Genomic DNA, 19,214 nt, shown 5'->3' on the forward strand with positions numbered 1-19,214 from the left:
TAATATATAAATGCTAACACAGCAAAACAAGTATATGCTTCTTTGCTTACCAATACAAAATGAACATAAATAATAAACCTTATTATTAATATATATTGGCGAGAATCAATACTCATTTAAATAACTCTCGATAGCTATATTTATTAAGTGTATGTTTAATCGATATACTCTAATGTAACGGTAGTATTTTGCTTAAGTTGAGCAAGTAGTTCTTTTCCTTCTTTAATCCTACCTAATGCATAGACACCATCAGCTTGACCATAACCTTTATAAAATATGGCTAAATTTCCCCATGGCGCATAGTAAGTAAAATCACTCGGTATTGTGTTTGCTTTAGGTGTATCTTGCAAGATTAGTTTATCAGGAAGATAGGCTATTTTTTCTTCCCCGGCAAAATCAGATAATTCTAAGGTAAGAGGAATCTGCTTTAGTAATTGCCTGCTAGCAGCGTTATCAAATAATTCAATAATAACAGGTTGGTTATCAATGGTTATTTTGATATCAGCGATTATTTTAGCTTTATTATTAGTAGCGTGAACTTGCATAAAAAATACCATAAGTAGATTAATAATTAGCAGCTTGTAGCATAGTTTAATCATAGCTCCCTCTGCCTTGTAAAATAAATTTTACTTTAAGTATTTGTTAAAAAAATCGGTTAATTTATCAAATGGAATAAGGTCAACGCGATCATAGAGATCCACATGCCCAGCCCCTTTAACATAGTAAAGCTCTTTAGGTTCTAAGGCACGCTGGTAAGCATCTTCACTAAACGCTTTAGAGTGTGCTTTGTCACCAGTGATAAATAAAAGTGGCCGTGGAGAGATAATTTCCAGGTCATTAAATGGATAAAAATTCATAAATTTAACATTACTGGTAAAAGTAAGATGTAATGGTTATGGTAATTACCATTACTGATTGTTTTAACCAAATAAATTGCTTTTTCATATAATCCCCATTAGTCAATGGTACTTTTTTTAACAGTACGGTTATATCGGTTTATTCATCATCTTTAAATAAATCGAAAAACTATGATGTATAAGTAAAATGGCGAATAACATAACGACTGCAGATGCAATAAAAAGTCCACCACTACCAAAATAATCATATAAATTGCCACCAATTGCTGCGGCCAAACCAATAGAAAGTTGAATAGCAGCAACAGATAAACCACCCATTAATTCAGCTTTATTTGATAATGTACGCGTTATCCAAGTTGTCCAACCAACAGGAATAAAACCAAATAAAAGCCCCCAAACAAAAATCATTATTAGGTTTTCCGTAATAAGGTGTTTGCTAAAAAAGAGTGTTATTGCTATAACAAAAAATAACAAGTGAACCATAACCATGGTGATTTTAAAAAATTGTCCTAAAAATAAACCAGCTATAAGTGTTCCAACACAATTAGCAATACCAAATAAAAGCAGTGTAAGCGTGACTATGTTTGATGCCAATTGAAGATCATTTTGTAACCAAGGTCGTAGATAGCTAAAAACAATATGATAACCACCATAACTCGATATAATTGCCAATATGCCAATAAAGATCCATTGTTGTTGTAATAAATTAAACATTGAACTAAAGCTATTTCCCTTTTGAGCGGGTATTGATGGTAACGTAAAGAGTTGCCATATTAAAGAGACTAAACCCATTAAGGCCGCAATAATAAAAACATTACGCCATCCTATAATATTCCCCATATAACTTGAAAGCGGTAAGGCAATGATAGTGGCAATCGAAACACCAGCATAGACAATACTTAGTGCTCGAGATATATCTTTAGGTGTTGCCAGTTGTAGTGTTACCGCCGACGCCATTGACCAAAAACCACCTACACAAATACCCAATAAAGCTCGGCCAATTAACAGAACGGTATAGTTTAGGGAGAATGCTACGATAAGATTGGAAATAATCACCATAACTGAAAAACTGAGCAAAATAATTTTACGATTAATATGTTTAACCACAGGAGACAACGATAGGCTGGTAATCACAGCAAAAACACCAACCATCGTGATACTCTGCCCAGCTACACCTTCACTAATACTTAAGTCATGCGCAATAGGTGTTAGCAGACTAATTGGTATAAATTCAGAGGTAATAAGACTCGATACCCCCATAAACAGGGACAAAATAGCTAACCAGTAAGTATGTTTAGGAACAGCAAATAATTCTTGTTCTCTCACGATATATAAGTTACCTAGTAATGTATGTTTAATTAAATTCTAATCACATTATTGGTTCATAACAAATACCTATATTTTATGGTGTATAATACCTTTTAGGCATAAATATGATTTTATAAGAGAATAGATAAGTGGATATTAGAGTATTAAAGTATTTTTTAGCCATTGCCAATGAAGGTAGTATTACAGCGGCAGCTAATGCTTTGTATTTGACTCAACCAACACTTTCACGCCAATTAAAAGAATTAGAAGATGAACTGGGAAAAAAGTTATTTAATCGCAGCAATCACCGTATTAGCTTAACGGAAGAAGGTATTTTGTTACGTAAACGGGCAAATGAGATTCTAGATTTAGTCAATAAAACTAAAGCCGAGTTTGTGGATATAAAGGAAAATATTACTGGCAATATTCATATCGGCTGCGGTGAAACAGAAGCCTTTAGCTATATTGCCCGCATCACCAAAGAGCTACAAGAAAACTATCCACAGATTCATTTTCATTTTTATAGTGGTAATTCTGAATATGTAATGGAAAAACTCGATAAAGGCTTGTTTGATTTTGGCATAGTAATTGAACCGGTTAATGTCTCTAATTACTATTACTTAACTATGCCAAGCAAAGAGGTCTGGGGTTTATTAATGCGTAAAGACAGCCCTTTAGCCACATTCAATGCAATAACTGCTTCCCATTTAGCTAATTTGCCAATTATTTGTTCCAGACAGTTATTAATAGAATCATTATCTAAAAATAATGTCATTAATTGGCTTGGTGATATGGCTACCAAACTTAATATTGTCGCAACCTATAACTTGATTTTTAATGCTTCAATATTGGTCCGTGAAGGTGTTGGTTATGCCATCACTCTTGATGAACTAGTGAACACCAGCGATGAAAGTCAAATATGCTTTAAACCATTTGCACCAAAACTAGAGTCTGGTTTAAATATTATCTGGAAAAAAGATCAAGTCTTATCAAATGCAAGTAAGTTGTTTTTAGCAAAAGTAAAAGAGGTGTGTGAGTTTAGTTAAGCTCACATAGCTTTAGCACCTAAACGCCTTTAACTATAGTGAATGTTAGTTTAACTTAAAACAGAGTATATTTATTTTTATAAAGTGAGGTTTTTATTTGCTGGCGGAAACTGAATCATATCAACTTAATCCTTTTAAAATAAGGAAATGATATTTATAAAATGCAATTCATAGTCCCAAACGTAGTCCCAAAATAAAAAATGACCCCATAAATTAGATATTATTATCCTGCTACATAAAGCATAAAAATTAAAAAAATCGGGTTAGCGTTAAAATGAAAGAGGGCGAGCGGTTTGGATGATTAAAATCTGTAGAAATTGACCCTACCCCCCATAAAAATAAAATTTAATAAAAAAGTGTTCACGGTGTTCACTATTTCTTTTAAGCCTTATTCTAAAAGGCTTTAGGCGGTGAACACTTTAGGATTTACTATTCACAAGTGTTCACTTTAGGTGTTCACTAAATAAAAAAACCGCCAAAATTAAGCGGTTTATATGATAACAAATAATAACAACTAACTAGGTTCTTCTGCTCTTGGTAGCCAGTCTTTGCTTATGTCTAAGTTTATTTCTAAATTAGTTTTTATACCGGTATTAGTGCGCTTCTTGATATATGCCTTTCTATTTTCATTTATCGCATAATTTAATGATGCTCCAAAGCCACTCAAGGACAATGGATTATTAAGCCCTGTGTTTCGGACGTACTCAATATAAGCATGATATAAATATTTCTTAGGGTTAAATGGTATTATGCCTAAATTGCCAATTAACATCCCATTAGGATAATCAAGAGTTTCAAGATAACTACAAAAATCCACCAAGTGGTCAGATTCGCGTTTAATCGCGGTTGCTTCCTCTGATTGTTGTTGCTTGTGTAGTCTTTCTTTCGCTTCTATAGGATTGGTAAATTCATTTAATAGCAATCTGACAATTGAGGGGAGCTCTTGTTCTATTTTGCTGACTAAGTTTAAATCTCGCTCTTTTTCGGGTATGACCTTGCCAAAGTGAAAGATTACCCTGCGTCGAGATATACCGCCGTTGCGCTCGTTAAATCTCATTGCTTCATTGTTGATTACCAATACCACGGCAGGAATTTTACATGAGTAAGGTTGCTTGTGTTTTGGATCTATTGCGACTTCATCACCACCGGTAATTGCTTTTAAACCTGCACCACTGCCCATGTAGCGCGGTTGGTCGGGTAATATAACCAATGAATAACCCACAATTAAGGCTCTGTCTCTTGCTTTCTCTAAAGCGTCCATTGTGCCTATTACGGTATTACTTTTACCTGCTAACATGGTGGCAATCTCAGCAAAAACACTTTTACCGCTACCGCCTGCGCCTGTAACTTCTAGGAACAATTGCCAGTCATGCCGATTGGCTAATATCATATATAGTGAAGCAAGGATATTTTTAGCCTTATCTTGATTGCCTGATACTCTTTTTAGCCATTTAGCAAAATTCGGCGCGTGAGTTTCAAGAGATTCTTTTTCCTTGGCAGGGTAATAATCAATATCGTTACTGACTAATAACCAATCTTGCTTATTGTGTGGTCTAAAGGTTTGGCTTTTTAGCTCATACACTCCATTTTTAAAGCAGATTACATCTTTTTGAGGTATTCCCATTATAGGCAGTGATAGCCTGAGCGATTCAACTGCTGAGCTTATCCTTAAGGGGTTAAATGGTTCGCCTGATTGGGTAAATAATTCGGCTAACGTTCGCATTAAGACTTTATCGCTAATAGGTCGCCATGCATTATCTTGATAGTGGTAGATTTCATCTGTTCCAAGATTAATCACGAGGTTATTACCATAATATTGTTTTAAAAGGTCAGCGCGTTGACTGGATGCCATTTGCGATAAATTCATGGTGGATAAATCTTTTTGCATTTTATGGTTCGTTTCGGTTTGTAACTCAGGTTTTATAAGGTTTGCATTAAATGAAGCTGAGGTTTTCTCAAGTCCAAATTGTTGCCTGTAATCATCCCAATCTGCTTTGAAATCGGTATCAGGTATTGAGTAATAGCCATTGACGGCTTGCGCTGTTTCTATCGCTTTTTCTTTCCCTGTGTTTTTGTCACTGCCAATATCGTTATCGCCTGCAATGATGATTTTAGCCATAGCATTTAGTTCACGAATAGCCTTAGCTACATGAATAAGATTACCTGCGTCAATGGCTGATATAACAAGAGACTGATGGCGGAATTGCGCTATCGATATTCCGGTGGCCAAACCCTCACAAATAATAATCTCATTATGTGAGCGCACTTTTGCACTTACCTCGGCAGGTCTGCTCAAAATTGAGCTAACTAAAATAAACGCCCCTTTTTTATTTGAGCCTTTCATTAAGTGCTTACTGCCGTCTAGCTCAATAAATTGACCGCCTGCGTATTTATTATCAAGATTCAGCATAGGCGCAAAAATGCGCCCGTTATCCAGTAAAGGTAAGTCAAAGGTTAACCCTTTCTTGGTGAGGTACTCAGATTGTCCTAATGTTGCTTTAGAGAGTAAATATTCTACTTTTTTACATACTGGGTTTTCTGGTATGTTGTTATTATGTAACTGTTCAGAAGCTATCTTTTTAAATACGGTTTTATCTCGTATTTGGTCACTTTGATTAGGCAGATTCAAACATTCCGCCACTTTAATGGATGATTCTTTAGCATCACAATGATAATAGTGTTTAATCAGTTCTAAGCCGTCACCACTACCACATTGATTACAAATATAAGTACCTCGTCCATTTTGATTATCAAACCGAAATCTATCTTTACCACCACATATAGGGCATGGGCAATGCTTGCCATTACCCACTTCAATGCCTAATGAATGAAAGATATAATCCCATTTACCTACCGCTTGGGCTGTAATTTCACTTATTTTCATTACATCTCCCTTTAATGAATAGTCGCGCCAGATTCGGCTTTAATGTCTATGGCTAAATCAATAAATAATGATTCAAGCATTTCTCGTCCTGATTGTGTTAGTTCCATAGGTTTATCACTACTTTCAAAGTACATTGCCTTTAACAAACCATAAGTGCGATTTAATCCCTCGCGTTCGCCGAAATCTTCAATCAAACAATCTTTAAGGACGGTTTTTAGACCAAGGACAATCAGATTCCTGTCTATATCAATCTTGATTCCGTCATGAATAAATACTTTTGCACCGTTTTTATTAATCTGCTCAATTAAAAATAAGCCTGCTATAATAGCCATGGTTGAATCAACTATACTATGGTGAATTGCGGTTACTTCTTGCTTGTTATCCATGATGATTACCTCCATTTGTTCCGATGTTTTGAAGTTGGTTGTAGGCGATATCTGACAAATCAATAATTGCCCGCAATAAATTGCCCATATCTGTATGCTCTATAAATGGTTCATCATATCCAGCACTTTTATAGTTATGATTATTTAAAGCAATTTTAGCCATGCTTTGCGCTTGGAGTAATTTGGCTTCTATTTCGCCAACTAATTTAAAGTTTTTATCAGTCATGGATGTAACCTCCCCAATTTCGGGAACGTTCGACTATTGGATGTAAGCGAATTCTTGCAATAAATATCAGGGATTGCTTACCTAAGTTCTTTCTGGCCTGACGTTCGGTTGTCGCCGTTGTTTGGACTACTTGAGCCGTTGAAAGGTCATAGAATTTAAATAGCTTAATTACTTGACTAATTTTTTCTTTATAATTCATTTCAAGCATGCTATTTACCTCCCTTATTGCTATGTTCGGCATCTAATTGATTAATTTGATTCAAAGCAAAATAAGCTACATCCTTTAGTTGCTTTAATAAATAGCCAATATCGCGCATATCATTTTTTAAGTTTTGCTCTGTATAATCCTCACTCTCACAAGCCCAAAACATTAAATTACCAATCGCGCCGAATCCGCATAAAATAGATTGCTGTAGTTCTTCAAAATGATCTTTAGCTTGTAATAAGTTAGAGGTCGGAATATCCGACTTATAGAGATTTAAGACAGAAAGTAAATTAGGTAGGTCAAGTTGCCCATTTTCTGGGTATAGGGTATCATTACTATTAGCCATAGCATTACTCCGTTTAATGTTTGTGGTTAGATGCCTCGATAGTGTTGGTAGCACTTCGGGGCATTGCTTTTTTAATCTAATAAACTTATTAGGTGCATAAACACTATAAATTAAGGTGCATATACACGTCAATACTTTTTCTATATTATTTTTTAATGTATAGTGTTCAAACACTGAATTGATTAGGATAGCTTTGCTTATGGCAACTGGATATAAAAATAATAAATCCTTTACTAAAGGAATTCGCTTTCCCCACGACTTAATAGAGCAAATAGATGAACAAGCTAAGAAAGAAAATACTAATTTTTCAGCTTGGGTTATTGCTACTTGTCGCGAAAAACTAGCTAAATCAAATAAGAAATAGTCTTTTAACTTAATACCACTGATTGGTGGTATTTGTTTTATTTTCGCTTTAGGTTCTTTTTTTATTATTCCCTTAAATTCCTTATTTTCTCTTTTTATGGACTCAAGAAACCTACTTTTGAAATTCAACCCCATGCAATGAATTTTAAAGAACATGCGCGCGCGCGTAGTGACCACCGAAAAACCTTGCCTAACGTGTCGGAAAATTAAATTAGTTACAGAAAAGTAGCTATTTGATTGGCTATTGATATCAATAAAATCTTCATTGCCGACCAAGAAGAAAGATTTCACCTTTTGGATAGCTTGAGTTAATTCCCACCGTTTGGTGGTATTTATACTTGCCGTAATAATGCCGTAGAGATCAAATAAGCGATTATTTAAGGCTTGGGTATATTGCCCTATTGCTAGGGCGTTAAATATTCTTAAACACGATTGGGAGATCATTGTGCCACCTCTTTAACTGGACTAATAAGGTTAGCTAGTTGCTTAAATCGTCGGCTTACTTCTCTAATTGCTTCCGTTGGTGAGCCAATCTCTTTAAATACTGTCGTTTCTATCTGCTGCAAACAAATAAGCATACCTAGCTGAATTTCATTAGCTTGTTGGCGTTGTCCAGTAGATAAGCCAATCATTTTATTTTCAGCTCTAGCGAGGTTTATATAGTGTTTCTTTTCTACTCCTTGCATAGTTGATAATGAATCTCGGCTTTCATGGTAATAGGCTAATGATTCGCGCTTAACCGTTTCACGCTTGCGACTATTGGCAAAGGCTTTTGTTACTCTGATTTTAAAGTTAATAATCTTCTTATGATCTTTACCGCGAGCAATACGGCTTATAAAATCGAACTGGTTTTCATTAAGTAACGAATAACTGACAGTTACCGCCCCTATATCTCTTTTTCTCGCCTCCTTTTGAAAAGGCAGTGAGCCGAATTCTCTTAACTCATTTTTATTAGCTCTTATTAAATTCATTAAACTTTTATGGGCAATTCCCATTTCTTTAGCAACTAATCGGCTGTCTATTCTGGGCTCTTTATGTTCAATTAATTCAATATCGTTTTTTGTGGTTAAATCTGCCATTTTTTATCTCCTAATCTGTCTATTTATTCCCCATTTAGCTAAATTTAGGCAAGGGGATACCGTCAGCGCAAAAATGCGCTTTGTTCTTAAATAATTAACTAAATAGTTATCTTTTTATGTAGACACTTATAGCAAGATTGACTATGATTGGAGACGTCTAAGTTCCAATCTAAGCCCTTTACTATTTCGTTATATAAAGGGTTTTGCTTTATCTCCATTATGCCACCTCGCGACGTTCTACTTTGCGAGATTCAAGCCAAGAATAAATTTCATCAGCTCGATAGCCAACACGGCGTAAGCCTATTCTGATTCTTTGGGGGAAAGTTTCATCTTTCTGTTCTAGCGTATAAAGGCTAGTATCGCTTTTGAAGTGAAGTAAGGCTTTTACTTCTTTTTTGGATAGGATTTGGTTGGTCATTTAGTTACCTCTTTTAAAAGTTTATAAAACAAGGTAACTGTACCGAATTGAATAACTATAAGGGAATACTATAATAGTTCAGTATTATAGTAATGCTAACACTATTATAGTGACTTAACCCCTTGCTACATATGACTTAATCACTATTATAGGTTTTTTTTAATTTCCCCTTTTTAATGGGCATGCTACTAACTCTATTGAAGATAGCTCCCTATCTGAAAGGTGGGGGTTATTTCTTTTTATCTTATTTTTTATTTGGGTTGAGCTTAATGGCTTATAATTAGGATCTTCATCTGTATATTTTCCCCAAATGTCATTTCTTGTTTTAATTGCAAGTAAAAGTAAATCATCATGTCTAAGATGTCCTAACAAAATAGGAACTTGCTTTGTTAATTTCTCAATTTCTTGTTTGGCCTCATTTAGCTGTTCTGTTAGCTTTTGATTATCTAGTTTAAGTTGATTGATTTCTTCTGTTAAATCGCCAGTATCAGTAATATCTAAAGGTAGGATGTAAACAGATTTAGAATTACTTTTTTTCTGTTCTTCTGATTTTTGCTCAAGCTGATTTAGTTGTTGTGGATGTTTATTGTCATTATTTACACAATCATTATTAGTATGATTAATTACTTTTTTAGTAATGCATGGAGGCAAAGGTATAGAATGTAAATTTAAAAAGTCGTTCACTTCTTCACGGATAAAGTAAAAAGGTTTAAAAGCCCTAATTCCATTGATATCATAATCAAGTTGTCCATTTTTAGATAAACCCCAAAAACCCACCCAATAATCGTCAATTTCATCAGTAATAATCATTCTTTCATAACCATTTATAATGGCTTCTATAAAATTTTCATGATTCTGTAGACTTTTCTTGATACCGTTTACTGGGTCATATTCATAAGGGTAAATATTGACTGATGCTTTCTTGTTGTTTAGGCGAATAAAAGCTGTAGCTACTATGGTTATAGGTTCATTTATTAAATTTGACAGTTCTGTAAATAAATCAATTGGATCTATCAAATTATATTTTTCTTGTTTAATTTTTCTAAAGATATCCATACGCCCCTCACGCCCCTAATAGATATTTGCGCCAGTTCGCTAGGGTTGCGAATGTTCGGGGATCAGCCTAGACGCAAATAATGCTTTAATATACAGTTAGATACATTATAACACTGTATTTATATACATTGAATAAATTATGTTAAAATTACAAAGTAAAAAACAATACTTAAGGATAATTAAATGAGAAAATTTGTAAAAAATAGCAATCAATATTTGAGCCGTCGGGCTGCGTCAAAACATCAAGCGCGCTTATCAGCAAGGTAATAAATATCCCTTTATTGGGCTTTGAAATTCAACCCCATGAAAGAGGGTGTAATCGTAAGTTGTCTTCATTATGAAGATAGCTGACTTTTACAATCAAGCAATGATTTACTTAAGCAATGACTTCTATTATTAGTATCCACCATTTTAAAGCCGTTTCACTGGATACCTATTTTTATTGTGAATAGTAGTTTTGAAAAACAAACCCCATGCAAGCAATATTTAGTTCGCATTTATTAAGTATGTTTTCCGTGCGTACCTTTGTGCGTACCAAATCATCAGACTTAATTTTATGAACTGACAAAATTATAATTCTAATCAGTCTAGATGTAGTTATGTTAATTAAAAGTATTATTTGTAAAAACACCCCATACAATCAAAGTAATTATACCGCTTCTAACGTGTCCTTAAATTCTTCAAGCCAAGTAGAGAGGGGGTAGTAAATTTCTATAGCTTTAATCTTTCTACACCGCTCACCCTCATTTTTATGCAAAACCGCGAATTGAAACCTTTTTTTTAAAATTCATTTATTCATTACCATCATATTAATAAGTATTTAATCGTTCTTTGTAATATTAAGATCGCCTTAAAATATAACTTATTGATTAATAACAATAGTAATTTCATAGCATTTAATAATTTTTATATAAATCAATTTGATAACAATAGGATCAAGATTATATTTAAATGTGAATAGGAGTGAACACTAGTGAATACTAGTGAACACCAAAATATATATATAATAAGTATATAATATATTGATATATATTAATTAATTTAAAAAGGTGAATAGTAGTGAACACTTTTAATGAAAAGTTTAGAATAATGGGGGGTAAGTATAAAAAAACCAGTTTAATAACTGGCATATGTTAAGGGTGATATTTGAAAAGCACCCCTCACATCTGAGGAGTGGATCTTATTAATAATTGAAAGTGTAACTCAAATATGAGGTAGGATATTTATATCGTGAGATGGTTACTGATTGACTAGTTTTAAATTGCGGTTACCTGATAGAGAGACATTTCCTTGGCTTGCTTGCTCTACAAAATCACCCCACCAGTCAAGCATAATGCGCCGTTGTTCTAGGTAAGTAGCGCGGTTATAGGCTCGTCTTACGCTATTAGTATCGACGTGGGCAAGTGCCGCTTCAATAATATTAGGGTCAAAGCCTTGCTCATTTAATATAGTACTTGCCAAAGCCCTTAATCCATGGGCTACTAACTTGCCTTTGTAACCCATGCGCTTAATTGCCATATTTGCTGTACTGCTATTCATTGGCGCGGTATATGGTGGTTTCATGCTTGGGAATATATGCTCTCTATGCCCACTTATAGGCTTCATGATTGATAATATCGCCATAGCTTGCTTATTGAGCGTGATAGTATGCTCTCGTCTCATTTTCATTTTTTCGGCAGGAATAATCCATAAGCAATTATCAAAATCAATTTCCTGCCATTTAGCCCCTACTGCTTCATTTGGACGTGTCATGGTTAATAATTGCCATTCAATTACACAGCGCGTCTGTAATTCAATTCTAGCCATAGCAAGAGATTGCATAAATTCGGGTAAATCCTGTGCGTTAATCGTTGGCATTTGCCCTTTTATGGGGCTTTCAAAGGCATCTTTTATTTTTACTGCTGGGTTAACATCAATTAAGCCAATATTAACCGCATAGAACATGATTTCATTAATACGCTGACAAAGTCTTTTGATTGTTTCTAACTTACCATTAGCCCTTAATGGCTCCATTGTTTTTATAAAGTCTTTGGCTTTTAATTTAAAAATGGATTTATTACCAATATAAGGAAATAAATGTAACTCTAATGAGTTCCAAGTTCCTTTTAAAGTTTTTTCACTTAGACCTTTACCACTTTTAACTTTAAACCACTCTGTAGCAATCTTCTTAAATGTACTGGTAATTTCTTCATGCTTACGCTGTTCTTGTTCTGCTTTGTGTTCTTGGAGATCTATGCCTTGCTTAATTAATTCGCGTGCTTCGTCGCGTTGCTTTCGCGCTTGCTGTAGTGAAACTTCGGGATAACTACCAAAACTGACCGTAGTCCTATTATTCGTTATAGGGCGATAATATCTAAATTGCCATATTTTTGTCCCTGTTGACTTGATAAGCAAAAGTAAACCATTTCCATCATAAATAGGATAATCCTTACTTTGCGGCTTGGCGTTCTTAATTTGTGTATCAGTCATTGGAGCTATTCTTTTAGGCATACTTTCACCTTTTGGGACTATGAAATTATAGGACTATGTTCGCGTAGTCCTTAATATAGTCCCAAAAAATATGAATGTAAATGTATCTTACTGATGCTTACAGGGTAAGGAAATAGGCTTAAAGGCTTATTGTTACTATATTTGGTGTGCTTTAGTGGGTTTAAAAGAATCTTACGAAATAGTGAATTGGTGGAGCTGGCGGGAGTTGAACCCGCGTCCGAAATCTCTACATCCTTGGTACTACATGCGTAGTTTGTCTTTGAATTTCGCCTACCCGCTGCGGACAAACACGCCACTGATAAACTAGCTTGATTAAATTTAATGCTTCCGCCCCAAGCAAGGCATCCACACGATCTCGTTTAGGTTTGACTCCTCTTGATCCCCGTCCTACGAGCGGAGGCTAGGGAGAGAAGGCTCTATGCAGGTTATTAAGCTGCTAGTGCGTAGTTTTCGTCGTTTGCGACTATTTTTTTGCGGTTTATTTACGAGGCCTACCGCACCTCGGCATGCACCTTGGGTTTCGCAAATCCCGTCGAATCCAGAATCAGCCCCAATTGTGATTTGTAACTAATGACAATATCGGGGCATTATAGGTGAATTCAAGTGGGAATACAAGTTAACCGACTTTTGGTTTAACCCAATTCTTGGTGGGTTTTTCGTCTTTTAATGCGGCAATAATATTATCAACAGTACATTTTGCCATTGCATAATAGCTTTCAATAGTTACCAAACCAACATGCGGTGACAATAAAACAGGTACTATTTAGCAAAGCCTATCTAAGGCAAACCAATATCAGATCTTACAATTAGTAAGGAAATATTAGAAATCTGAGGAAACGCGTGCGTTAATAAAAGAAGCATTAAAGGGAGCACATGAAAAAGGCAAGATTTATCCATGTGCAATACAAAATCAGAGGCATTATTATACTGCTCTTGCAGTAAAATAAGATAGAATGGAAATATTCTAATTTGAATGATGAGAATTTAGCAATATGTACCACAAATGTATCAATAACCGGATTATATTATTACTCATTTGTATATTTTCTGTTGCATGTATTCATGCAAATGAAAAAATTGATACCATACCAAAGTTCAAAAATTGGATAGAAAGCAAGGTGTTATGTAAAAATCCAGCGATAAAAATCTCTATCATCGATAAAGATTTTGTAACTCAAATGAAACAATTAGGATTTGATATAGATATCACTACAGATGAAGACAGTCAAAGTTATGAAGGAGAAGTATTAATTAATAATAAATCTATTACAGTATTTGATTTTAATTTACAAAAAATAAGTTTTTATCAAGATAGTGGAGCTGTTTTTTATGCATTTGTTCAAGCTTCGCCAAGCAGTTTGAAAAAAATAATTGAAAATCATGGATTAGATAAATTTTTATTTGCAGGTAAAATTGAAGAAAATGATGTTTTTACCTTTTTGACGAGTAAACCAGAGTTAGGAAATCCATATGGCATAGAAAATCAAGCTATTATTATAAAAACAACAAATCAAGATGGTGTTTCAATGATAGGTTGCTCTAAATTTGACTATTAAATAATGGTATTAATAAATGAAAAAAATGTATAAAACCTTCATTATCGCAATAATCACTTTATTTTTTTCACAATATGTTTTTTCAAATGAACCAGAAAAAATTACAAATGAAAGTACAGAATTTCCCGCCATATCCCTCGATAACAAAAATCTAATTATATTTACAAAAGAGAAATATAGTACTCCGGATATTATTAATACTCCATTTGATTACAGAATTGCTATATCTTTATTTAAAAAAGATGTTGATAAAAAAATACCAATAGATTTAATGCCTTATTGGGGAGGTCCAGGAAAAATAGAGGATGCTTTTATTCACGATTTTCAAAATCAATCGGTATTATTTGTAATATTTAAAGCGAATTCTCCTGAAAATGCCGGAGTTCCTTATTCATCAGATTGTTATTTTGTTTTTGCTTATAATAAAACATCTAAAGGCGTTTTTCTGTCAAATGAAAAGTTATTTAATTATTTCGGTATTGGAGCTGATGTAACAGACATTCCGTTAACAAATGAAGCGATAGATAATAATCTTACAATTGATTTGCCAATTAATGCCTATACGTATCCTTATAAAACTAAAGAAGCGATAATTGCTACTTTGTCTAGCAATTTGTTCATGCAATGGATGAATAATAATGTAATAAAAGCTACTATTTTAAGAAAAACAAAATTACAAGAAGAACCAAATTATTATGATGAAACAAAAAGGTATCTGATAGAAGGGGATAAGGTTTCTGTAAAAGATATTACAGCTGGATGGTTGGCTATTGAGTATCAAAATGCTAAAAAAGGGATAATAAAAGGTTGGATTATGTGTAAAGATACTGATGTTTGTAAATAAAGAACAGAACAGACGGCAACCAACTTATCTAAATAGTTAGCTACAAAAGTAATTTAAAATTAAACAAATAGAAAAGTAGATTATTAGAAAAAATTTCATATAATGATGATGGATAATTTAAATTTAATTCAATAATTTCTTGTAAATATAAATTAGTTTATCCAGCAAGGAAAAAAGACAATAGCAATCAATTCTAATAACTATATAGGACAGTTGTATTGTTAGTGAAATTGGTGTTTACTAACAGTGAGAATTTAATGATACGAAAAAAGACATTTGTATTTATTGGTTTACTTCTATTTTCTCCAATTATTTTGGCCAATAAGATTAATCCACAATGTTATGACTATTTAACTGAGTTAGTTAAAAGTAGTAATTTCCCTTTTAAAGAAATTCCTAAAAAAACTTGTGATTTATTAATTAAAGCGGATGATCATAATACAATATTGGCTCATATTAATTATGATAAACAAGTGTTAAATATTTTTTCTGACACCAATAAAATGGCCATTAATGGCATAATAAAGTACGATACAAAACACCAACAGCTCTATAATATATCAGCTGATATCGATCCAAATCATCCTGTAGCCTTATCTTTTAATAAAGAATATGCTGAGTTATTTGAAAATTGTCGCAAAGGAATAGATACGCAAAATGCCAATAACTGCACTGAAATAAACAATAAATCATTATTAAATCAAACTGTTTTCTTTCCTAAAAAAGAACTAAAAATTTCACAAGCTGGGCGTACTTATTTTTATTCCGCCCCCGATGAAAACTGCAAAATAAATAATAATTTATTTATCATAAAAAATGATAATATTCAGGTTTCTGGAGAGTTTAAAGGATTTTATAATGTTATTTATAAAAAAAGAAATGGGGGTAGTGTTACCGGCTGGATTATTAAAAACAATGTCACATTGCCGCAGGAAAATCTGCAAACGACTCTATTTAACAAATATGAAGGCGATATATTTGTTAGTAATAAGACTGCGATTAAATCAATCAACAAATCATGTACAACTAAAAATATTTATAACAGAACTACAGAGCAAGCTGAACAAGATGCGCAGCGTTGTGTCCTTTCACAAATTACTTTCCCCTACGATCAGTTTTTAAATTTAGACAATGGTTATCAAAATGAGCAAGATTTAGAACCAAACAAAAAAATATACATTTGGCAATCCAACAATTTTAATATCTATATAAAAGAAACAAAAAAATCGTTATCAGAAGGTAACGATTACATTGAAATTACGCTATTTACTGAAAAAAACAATGGAATCATAGATCAACTGATCATTTACAAAGAGCAATATGATATTAATGCATTTTTTGTTAAACATCAGTATTATTTTATTGATCCCTCACTAACGCTTTCAATCCTGGAAGTGTCTACCCTAGAAGAAGGTACTTTAGTTGATTCCTGGCGTAATTATAAGATTAATAACGAAGGTAAAATCATACTGGTAGAATCAATGACGTGTGATGATACCATTAATGGAAAAAAAACATGTTCAAGTAAACACTTCACTATACCAAGCTGAGCAAAGTTTGTTTTAAATGAACCATGGAAAATAATGATGATAAAAATACTAGTTTCGATCTTTACAATATTTTTAGCTTCACCAAGTATTTATGCAGAGGGAAAATACCCGCTAGATCTTTCACAATTTATCGAAAAAAGAGAGCAATGTGATCATTTTCGAGGCGAAATATCCGGGGAATCTGAAATGGATAATGCTCAAGATATAAATATTCAACTTGATAAATATTGTAAAGGAACTGATAAAACTTTATCTGAACTAAAAAATAAATATAAGAATAATAAAGAAATAACTAATAAATTAAACTCTTATGAAAGTAAAATTGAATCTCATACTACTGATATAAATAGTGATTTATTTAATAAATATTTGGTTGATATTTATCAGGGAAAAACGATACCACCTAAAGGCTATACTCAACAAAATGGTATTTGGTTTGACGATTTAGGGAAAGCTGTTAATCCGCCTATTATTAATTTTGCCGGTAGTTACAATATAGGATTACATAGTTGTGGTTATGGGTGTAGGTATTATACTTTAACAAGTTTAATTGATGGAAAAGACTTTTCAAATGTTTTAACAGACTTTACCACAAACCCTGAAAATAATACTGTAACGAATTATTTTATAGAACTTTTCAGTAAACCTGATAGTAACTTATTGCAAGCGCGTTATTATGAAACACCTGACTCTGAAGATTATCAAGATTGTTATTTTATTTTTAAAGATAATAAAATTGAAAAAATAAGAAATGATATAAAATGTCCGATATTCAAATAGATTATCCTTGATTATAGCAATAACGTTTTGAATAAAGGAAAAGCACAGAATAGAAGCTATGAAACGAGCATGTGAGTCATATATAGCTATGAGTTAAACCATGATAAATAGCTATATACGATTAATGATAGGGTTCTAGTCTCACTACCAATAGCATTAATAACAAAATCACTTTATTTGAATGTGGTGCTTTTTTATCAAGATTTTTATTATTTTTTCTTCATACTAAATATAATGTAAAAGGAATAACATTATGAACGACATATCATGTAAATTAAAAACGAACTTATTATTTTTACTACTTTTAATCCCTTTTTTTGCCAATTGTAAAAGTAACTCTGAAGTTATTTATACAAATGCCACATCCAATAGCACTATCAATCAAGGAATAAAAATGTTATCAGAGTTTTATCTAACCTTTTATGGTAATGAATATACCGATAATAACGAACAATTAAAAAGGAAATATATCTCTCAACCGCTTTTAAATAAAATAGATAGTTTATCTAACGATGAAGACCTTATACTTGATTATGATCCTTTTATACAATCTCAAGATTATTCTGAAGATGTCTTAAAAAAAACCTTAAAAATAGAACCATTAACCAAAACGAATGAATATAGAGTTAGTTTTTTATTGTTTGGCGAAAAAGATGAAAAACGCACATATATAGATATATTATTAGAGCAAACTTCAAATGGAGATTTTTTAATTGACAGTATCTTAAATGATAACAATCTGAATTTAAAGAACAACAAATAGTAATTACAAGGAGAGTATTAATTGATGAATTGCTATGAGTGACCGGCCCGGCGTGACAATCAACCAAGATTGATATAACAGTAAAAAGTCAAAAAATAATAGTCAAATTTAACACTTTTAGTCAAAATAACTGATTTTAAGAAAATAGAGGGAACTATGTTTTTTTTATCAAAGTTATTCAAAGCAAAAAGTACAAAATCACAAACCGTAAATAATTGGCTACACGAATATATAAAAATCTTAGCGGAACGTAATTTAAAACCTAAAACAATTGAAATTAAAACGTATTTAATAAAAGTGATTCGACAAAATATTGGTGAAAAACTGGTTAGTCAAATTACCCCTTTCGATATATCTCAATTAATCAAAATATACACCGACCAAAATAAAGCACCATCAGCTAAATGTATGTATCACTTATTAAAAGATGTATTTAGAGAAGCGTATGCCCAAGGATGGAATGATAAAAATCCTACTGACCCAATAAAATGCCCAAAGGTTGTTGTTAAACGTAGCCGTATGACATTAAACGAATTCAAAAAGATTTTAAATGAAGCTGACAGGACAGGAAATAAACTTATGCACGATGCAATGATGTTGGCACTAGTAACCGGCCAACGTCGTTCTGATATCGCTGCAATGAAAAAATCAAATATTAAACGAAATTATTTACTGATTAATCAGTACAAAACTGGGGCAAAAATAGCATTACCAATAAAATTACAATGCAAAAAAATAGGAACGAGTTTGCTTGACATTATTCAAGCAAGCCACAACGATTATTTAATCAGTCGCCATAATAAACAAATAAAATTAGAAGACATAACCCGCCAATTTGCTCGATTACGCGATAGAGTATTTAAAAAAGACTATTGGACCGGAACCCCAACCACATTTCATGAAATACGCTCACTTGCTGAAAGGCTATACCGAGAACAACGAATAGATACCATGACACTATTAGGTCACAAATCACAAGCAATGACCGACCGCTATAATGATAGCAGAGGCAGGGAATGGAAATATTTAAAAATATAACCTATTTATGAGGTAGGTG

At 32.9% G+C, this 19,214-nt stretch carries 20 protein-coding genes, 1 other RNA gene and 1 pseudogene; 8 read left to right on the top strand and 14 right to left on the bottom strand.

Translation table 11 applies throughout. From position 1 onward, the window contains the following. Window positions 1-155: 155 nt before the first annotated feature. The 3 genes and pseudogenes from Q0K76_RS10525 to Q0K76_RS10535 form a co-directional block, all read right to left on the bottom strand. Window positions 156-545 (bottom strand): cyclophilin-like fold protein, encoded by a 390-nt coding sequence (locus tag Q0K76_RS10525; protein ID WP_294615447.1) that lies wholly within the window; start codon window positions 543-545, stop codon window positions 156-158. Between the two features lie 81 nt (window positions 546-626). Continuing rightward, window positions 627-875, bottom strand: a pseudogene (locus Q0K76_RS10530) (alpha/beta hydrolase); the annotation flags it as partial. Between the two features lie 111 nt (window positions 876-986). Beyond that, window positions 987-2,183, bottom strand: a complete 1,197-nt coding sequence (locus Q0K76_RS10535; RefSeq protein ID WP_294615451.1) for an MFS transporter — start codon at window positions 2,181-2,183, stop codon at window positions 987-989. Between the two features lie 131 nt (window positions 2,184-2,314). Between Q0K76_RS10535 and Q0K76_RS10540 the strand changes: the two genes are divergently transcribed. Further along, window positions 2,315-3,211 carry a LysR family transcriptional regulator gene (locus Q0K76_RS10540; protein ID WP_294615452.1) on the top strand — a complete coding sequence of 299 codons (897 nt, stop codon included), beginning with the start codon at window positions 2,315-2,317 and terminating at the stop codon, window positions 3,209-3,211. A gap of 514 nt (window positions 3,212-3,725) precedes the next feature. Here Q0K76_RS10540 and Q0K76_RS10545 read toward each other — a convergent pair. Genes Q0K76_RS10545 through Q0K76_RS13050 form a run of 5 tightly spaced genes read right to left on the bottom strand, consistent with a single transcriptional unit; the run spans window position 3,726 to window position 7,258 of the window. Next, window positions 3,726-6,095: a primase-helicase zinc-binding domain-containing protein gene (locus Q0K76_RS10545; RefSeq protein WP_294615454.1), complete on the bottom strand. Its 2,370-nt coding sequence runs from the start codon at window positions 6,093-6,095 to the stop codon at window positions 3,726-3,728. 11 nt (window positions 6,096-6,106) lie between these two features. Beyond that, window positions 6,107-6,481 (bottom strand): hypothetical protein, encoded by a 375-nt coding sequence (locus tag Q0K76_RS10550; protein WP_294615455.1) that lies wholly within the window; start codon window positions 6,479-6,481, stop codon window positions 6,107-6,109. Further along, on the bottom strand, window positions 6,474-6,707 hold the full coding sequence (locus Q0K76_RS10555) for a hypothetical protein (RefSeq protein WP_294615457.1): 234 nt from the start codon (window positions 6,705-6,707) through the stop codon (window positions 6,474-6,476). The genes Q0K76_RS10550 and Q0K76_RS10555 overlap by 8 nt, the downstream gene beginning before the upstream one ends. Next, the gene (locus tag Q0K76_RS10560) at window positions 6,700-6,948 is read right to left on the bottom strand and encodes a host cell division inhibitor Icd-like protein (protein ID WP_294615459.1); all 249 of its coding nucleotides are present in this window, start codon (window positions 6,946-6,948) and stop codon (window positions 6,700-6,702) included. Before Q0K76_RS10560 ends, Q0K76_RS10555 begins: the two co-directional genes overlap by 8 nt. Next, window positions 6,917-7,258, bottom strand: coding sequence for a hypothetical protein (locus tag Q0K76_RS13050; RefSeq protein ID WP_363322472.1), 342 nt, complete (start codon window positions 7,256-7,258; stop codon window positions 6,917-6,919). The genes Q0K76_RS10560 and Q0K76_RS13050 overlap by 32 nt, the downstream gene beginning before the upstream one ends. A gap of 199 nt (window positions 7,259-7,457) precedes the next feature. Between Q0K76_RS13050 and Q0K76_RS13055 the strand changes: the two genes are divergently transcribed. Beyond that, window positions 7,458-7,622 (top strand): YlcI/YnfO family protein, encoded by a 165-nt coding sequence (locus Q0K76_RS13055; protein ID WP_363322473.1) that lies wholly within the window; start codon window positions 7,458-7,460, stop codon window positions 7,620-7,622. A 439-nt stretch (window positions 7,623-8,061) separates the two neighbouring features. On the opposite strand, the gene Q0K76_RS10570 is transcribed toward Q0K76_RS13055, so the two are convergent. The 6 genes from Q0K76_RS10570 to Q0K76_RS10595 all read right to left on the bottom strand — a co-directional run bounded on the left by Q0K76_RS10570 (window position 8,062) and on the right by Q0K76_RS10595 (window position 13,412). Further along, a complete protein-coding gene (locus tag Q0K76_RS10570) occupies window positions 8,062-8,700 on the bottom strand; it encodes a Rha family transcriptional regulator (RefSeq protein ID WP_294615463.1) in 639 nt (212 codons plus the stop codon). 217 nt (window positions 8,701-8,917) lie between these two features. After that, the gene (locus Q0K76_RS10575) at window positions 8,918-9,118 is read right to left on the bottom strand and encodes an AlpA family phage regulatory protein (RefSeq protein ID WP_091348728.1); all 201 of its coding nucleotides are present in this window, start codon (window positions 9,116-9,118) and stop codon (window positions 8,918-8,920) included. Window positions 9,119-9,277: 159 nt separating this feature from the next. Beyond that, window positions 9,278-10,174 carry a hypothetical protein gene (locus Q0K76_RS10580; RefSeq protein WP_294615468.1) on the bottom strand — a complete coding sequence of 299 codons (897 nt, stop codon included), beginning with the start codon at window positions 10,172-10,174 and terminating at the stop codon, window positions 9,278-9,280. A gap of 1,239 nt (window positions 10,175-11,413) precedes the next feature. Continuing rightward, complete coding sequence (locus Q0K76_RS10585) at window positions 11,414-12,664, bottom strand: integrase domain-containing protein (RefSeq protein WP_294615470.1); 1,251 nt, start codon at window positions 12,662-12,664, stop codon at window positions 11,414-11,416. A gap of 187 nt (window positions 12,665-12,851) precedes the next feature. Then, window positions 12,852-13,216, bottom strand: a transfer-messenger RNA (tmRNA) gene (ssrA, locus tag Q0K76_RS10590). 64 nt (window positions 13,217-13,280) lie between these two features. Next, window positions 13,281-13,412 (bottom strand): hypothetical protein, encoded by a 132-nt coding sequence (locus tag Q0K76_RS10595; RefSeq protein WP_294615472.1) that lies wholly within the window; start codon window positions 13,410-13,412, stop codon window positions 13,281-13,283. Window positions 13,413-13,656: 244 nt separating this feature from the next. On the opposite strand from Q0K76_RS10595, the gene Q0K76_RS10600 reads away from it, so the two are divergent. From Q0K76_RS10600 to Q0K76_RS10625, 6 genes are all read left to right on the top strand, one after another. Continuing rightward, window positions 13,657-14,220 carry a hypothetical protein gene (locus Q0K76_RS10600; protein ID WP_294615473.1) on the top strand — a complete coding sequence of 188 codons (564 nt, stop codon included), beginning with the start codon at window positions 13,657-13,659 and terminating at the stop codon, window positions 14,218-14,220. Window positions 14,221-14,236: 16 nt separating this feature from the next. Beyond that, window positions 14,237-15,064 carry a hypothetical protein gene (locus Q0K76_RS10605; protein WP_294615475.1) on the top strand — a complete coding sequence of 276 codons (828 nt, stop codon included), beginning with the start codon at window positions 14,237-14,239 and terminating at the stop codon, window positions 15,062-15,064. A 257-nt stretch (window positions 15,065-15,321) separates the two neighbouring features. Beyond that, window positions 15,322-16,614 carry a hypothetical protein gene (locus Q0K76_RS10610; protein WP_294615477.1) on the top strand — a complete coding sequence of 431 codons (1,293 nt, stop codon included), beginning with the start codon at window positions 15,322-15,324 and terminating at the stop codon, window positions 16,612-16,614. A 36-nt stretch (window positions 16,615-16,650) separates the two neighbouring features. After that, window positions 16,651-17,394, top strand: a complete 744-nt coding sequence (locus Q0K76_RS10615) for a hypothetical protein (RefSeq protein ID WP_294615479.1) — start codon at window positions 16,651-16,653, stop codon at window positions 17,392-17,394. A 253-nt stretch (window positions 17,395-17,647) separates the two neighbouring features. Continuing rightward, the gene (locus Q0K76_RS10620; RefSeq protein ID WP_294615481.1) at window positions 17,648-18,157 is read left to right on the top strand and encodes a DUF3828 domain-containing protein; all 510 of its coding nucleotides are present in this window, start codon (window positions 17,648-17,650) and stop codon (window positions 18,155-18,157) included. A gap of 156 nt (window positions 18,158-18,313) precedes the next feature. Next, a complete protein-coding gene (locus tag Q0K76_RS10625) occupies window positions 18,314-19,195 on the top strand; it encodes a tyrosine-type recombinase/integrase (protein ID WP_294615483.1) in 882 nt (293 codons plus the stop codon). Window positions 19,196-19,214: the final 19 nt, after the last annotated feature.

The organism is uncultured Gilliamella sp. (genome assembly GCA_945271295.1).
Lineage (GTDB): Bacteria > Pseudomonadota > Gammaproteobacteria > Enterobacterales > Orbaceae > Gilliamella.

Excerpts from the sequence above, each read along its gene's own strand:
- Q0K76_RS10525 (WP_294615447.1), bottom strand. The coding sequence starts at position 545 with ATGCAAGTTCACGCTACTAATAATAAAGCTAAAATAATCGCTGATATC.
- Q0K76_RS10545 (WP_294615454.1), bottom strand. The coding sequence starts at position 6,095 with ATGAAAATAAGTGAAATTACAGCCCAAGCGGTAGGTAAATGGGATTAT.
- Q0K76_RS10550 (WP_294615455.1), bottom strand. The coding sequence starts at position 6,481 with ATGGATAACAAGCAAGAAGTAACCGCAATTCACCATAGTATAGTTGAT.
- Q0K76_RS10555 (WP_294615457.1), bottom strand. The coding sequence starts at position 6,707 with ATGACTGATAAAAACTTTAAATTAGTTGGCGAAATAGAAGCCAAATTA.
- Q0K76_RS10560 (WP_294615459.1), bottom strand. The coding sequence starts at position 6,948 with ATGCCGAACATAGCAATAAGGGAGGTAAATAGCATGCTTGAAATGAAT.
- Q0K76_RS13050 (WP_363322472.1), bottom strand. The coding sequence starts at position 7,258 with ATGGCTAATAGTAATGATACCCTATACCCAGAAAATGGGCAACTTGAC.
- Q0K76_RS13055 (WP_363322473.1), top strand. The coding sequence starts at position 7,458 with ATGGCAACTGGATATAAAAATAATAAATCCTTTACTAAAGGAATTCGC.
- Q0K76_RS10570 (WP_294615463.1), bottom strand. The coding sequence starts at position 8,700 with ATGGCAGATTTAACCACAAAAAACGATATTGAATTAATTGAACATAAA.
- Q0K76_RS10575 (WP_091348728.1), bottom strand. The coding sequence starts at position 9,118 with ATGACCAACCAAATCCTATCCAAAAAAGAAGTAAAAGCCTTACTTCAC.
- Q0K76_RS10580 (WP_294615468.1), bottom strand. The coding sequence starts at position 10,174 with ATGGATATCTTTAGAAAAATTAAACAAGAAAAATATAATTTGATAGAT.
- Q0K76_RS10585 (WP_294615470.1), bottom strand. The coding sequence starts at position 12,664 with ATGCCTAAAAGAATAGCTCCAATGACTGATACACAAATTAAGAACGCC.
- Q0K76_RS10600 (WP_294615473.1), top strand. The coding sequence starts at position 13,657 with ATGTACCACAAATGTATCAATAACCGGATTATATTATTACTCATTTGT.
- Q0K76_RS10605 (WP_294615475.1), top strand. The coding sequence starts at position 14,237 with ATGAAAAAAATGTATAAAACCTTCATTATCGCAATAATCACTTTATTT.
- Q0K76_RS10610 (WP_294615477.1), top strand. The coding sequence starts at position 15,322 with ATGATACGAAAAAAGACATTTGTATTTATTGGTTTACTTCTATTTTCT.
- Q0K76_RS10615 (WP_294615479.1), top strand. The coding sequence starts at position 16,651 with ATGATAAAAATACTAGTTTCGATCTTTACAATATTTTTAGCTTCACCA.
- Q0K76_RS10620 (WP_294615481.1), top strand. The coding sequence starts at position 17,648 with ATGAACGACATATCATGTAAATTAAAAACGAACTTATTATTTTTACTA.
- Q0K76_RS10625 (WP_294615483.1), top strand. The coding sequence starts at position 18,314 with ATGTTTTTTTTATCAAAGTTATTCAAAGCAAAAAGTACAAAATCACAA.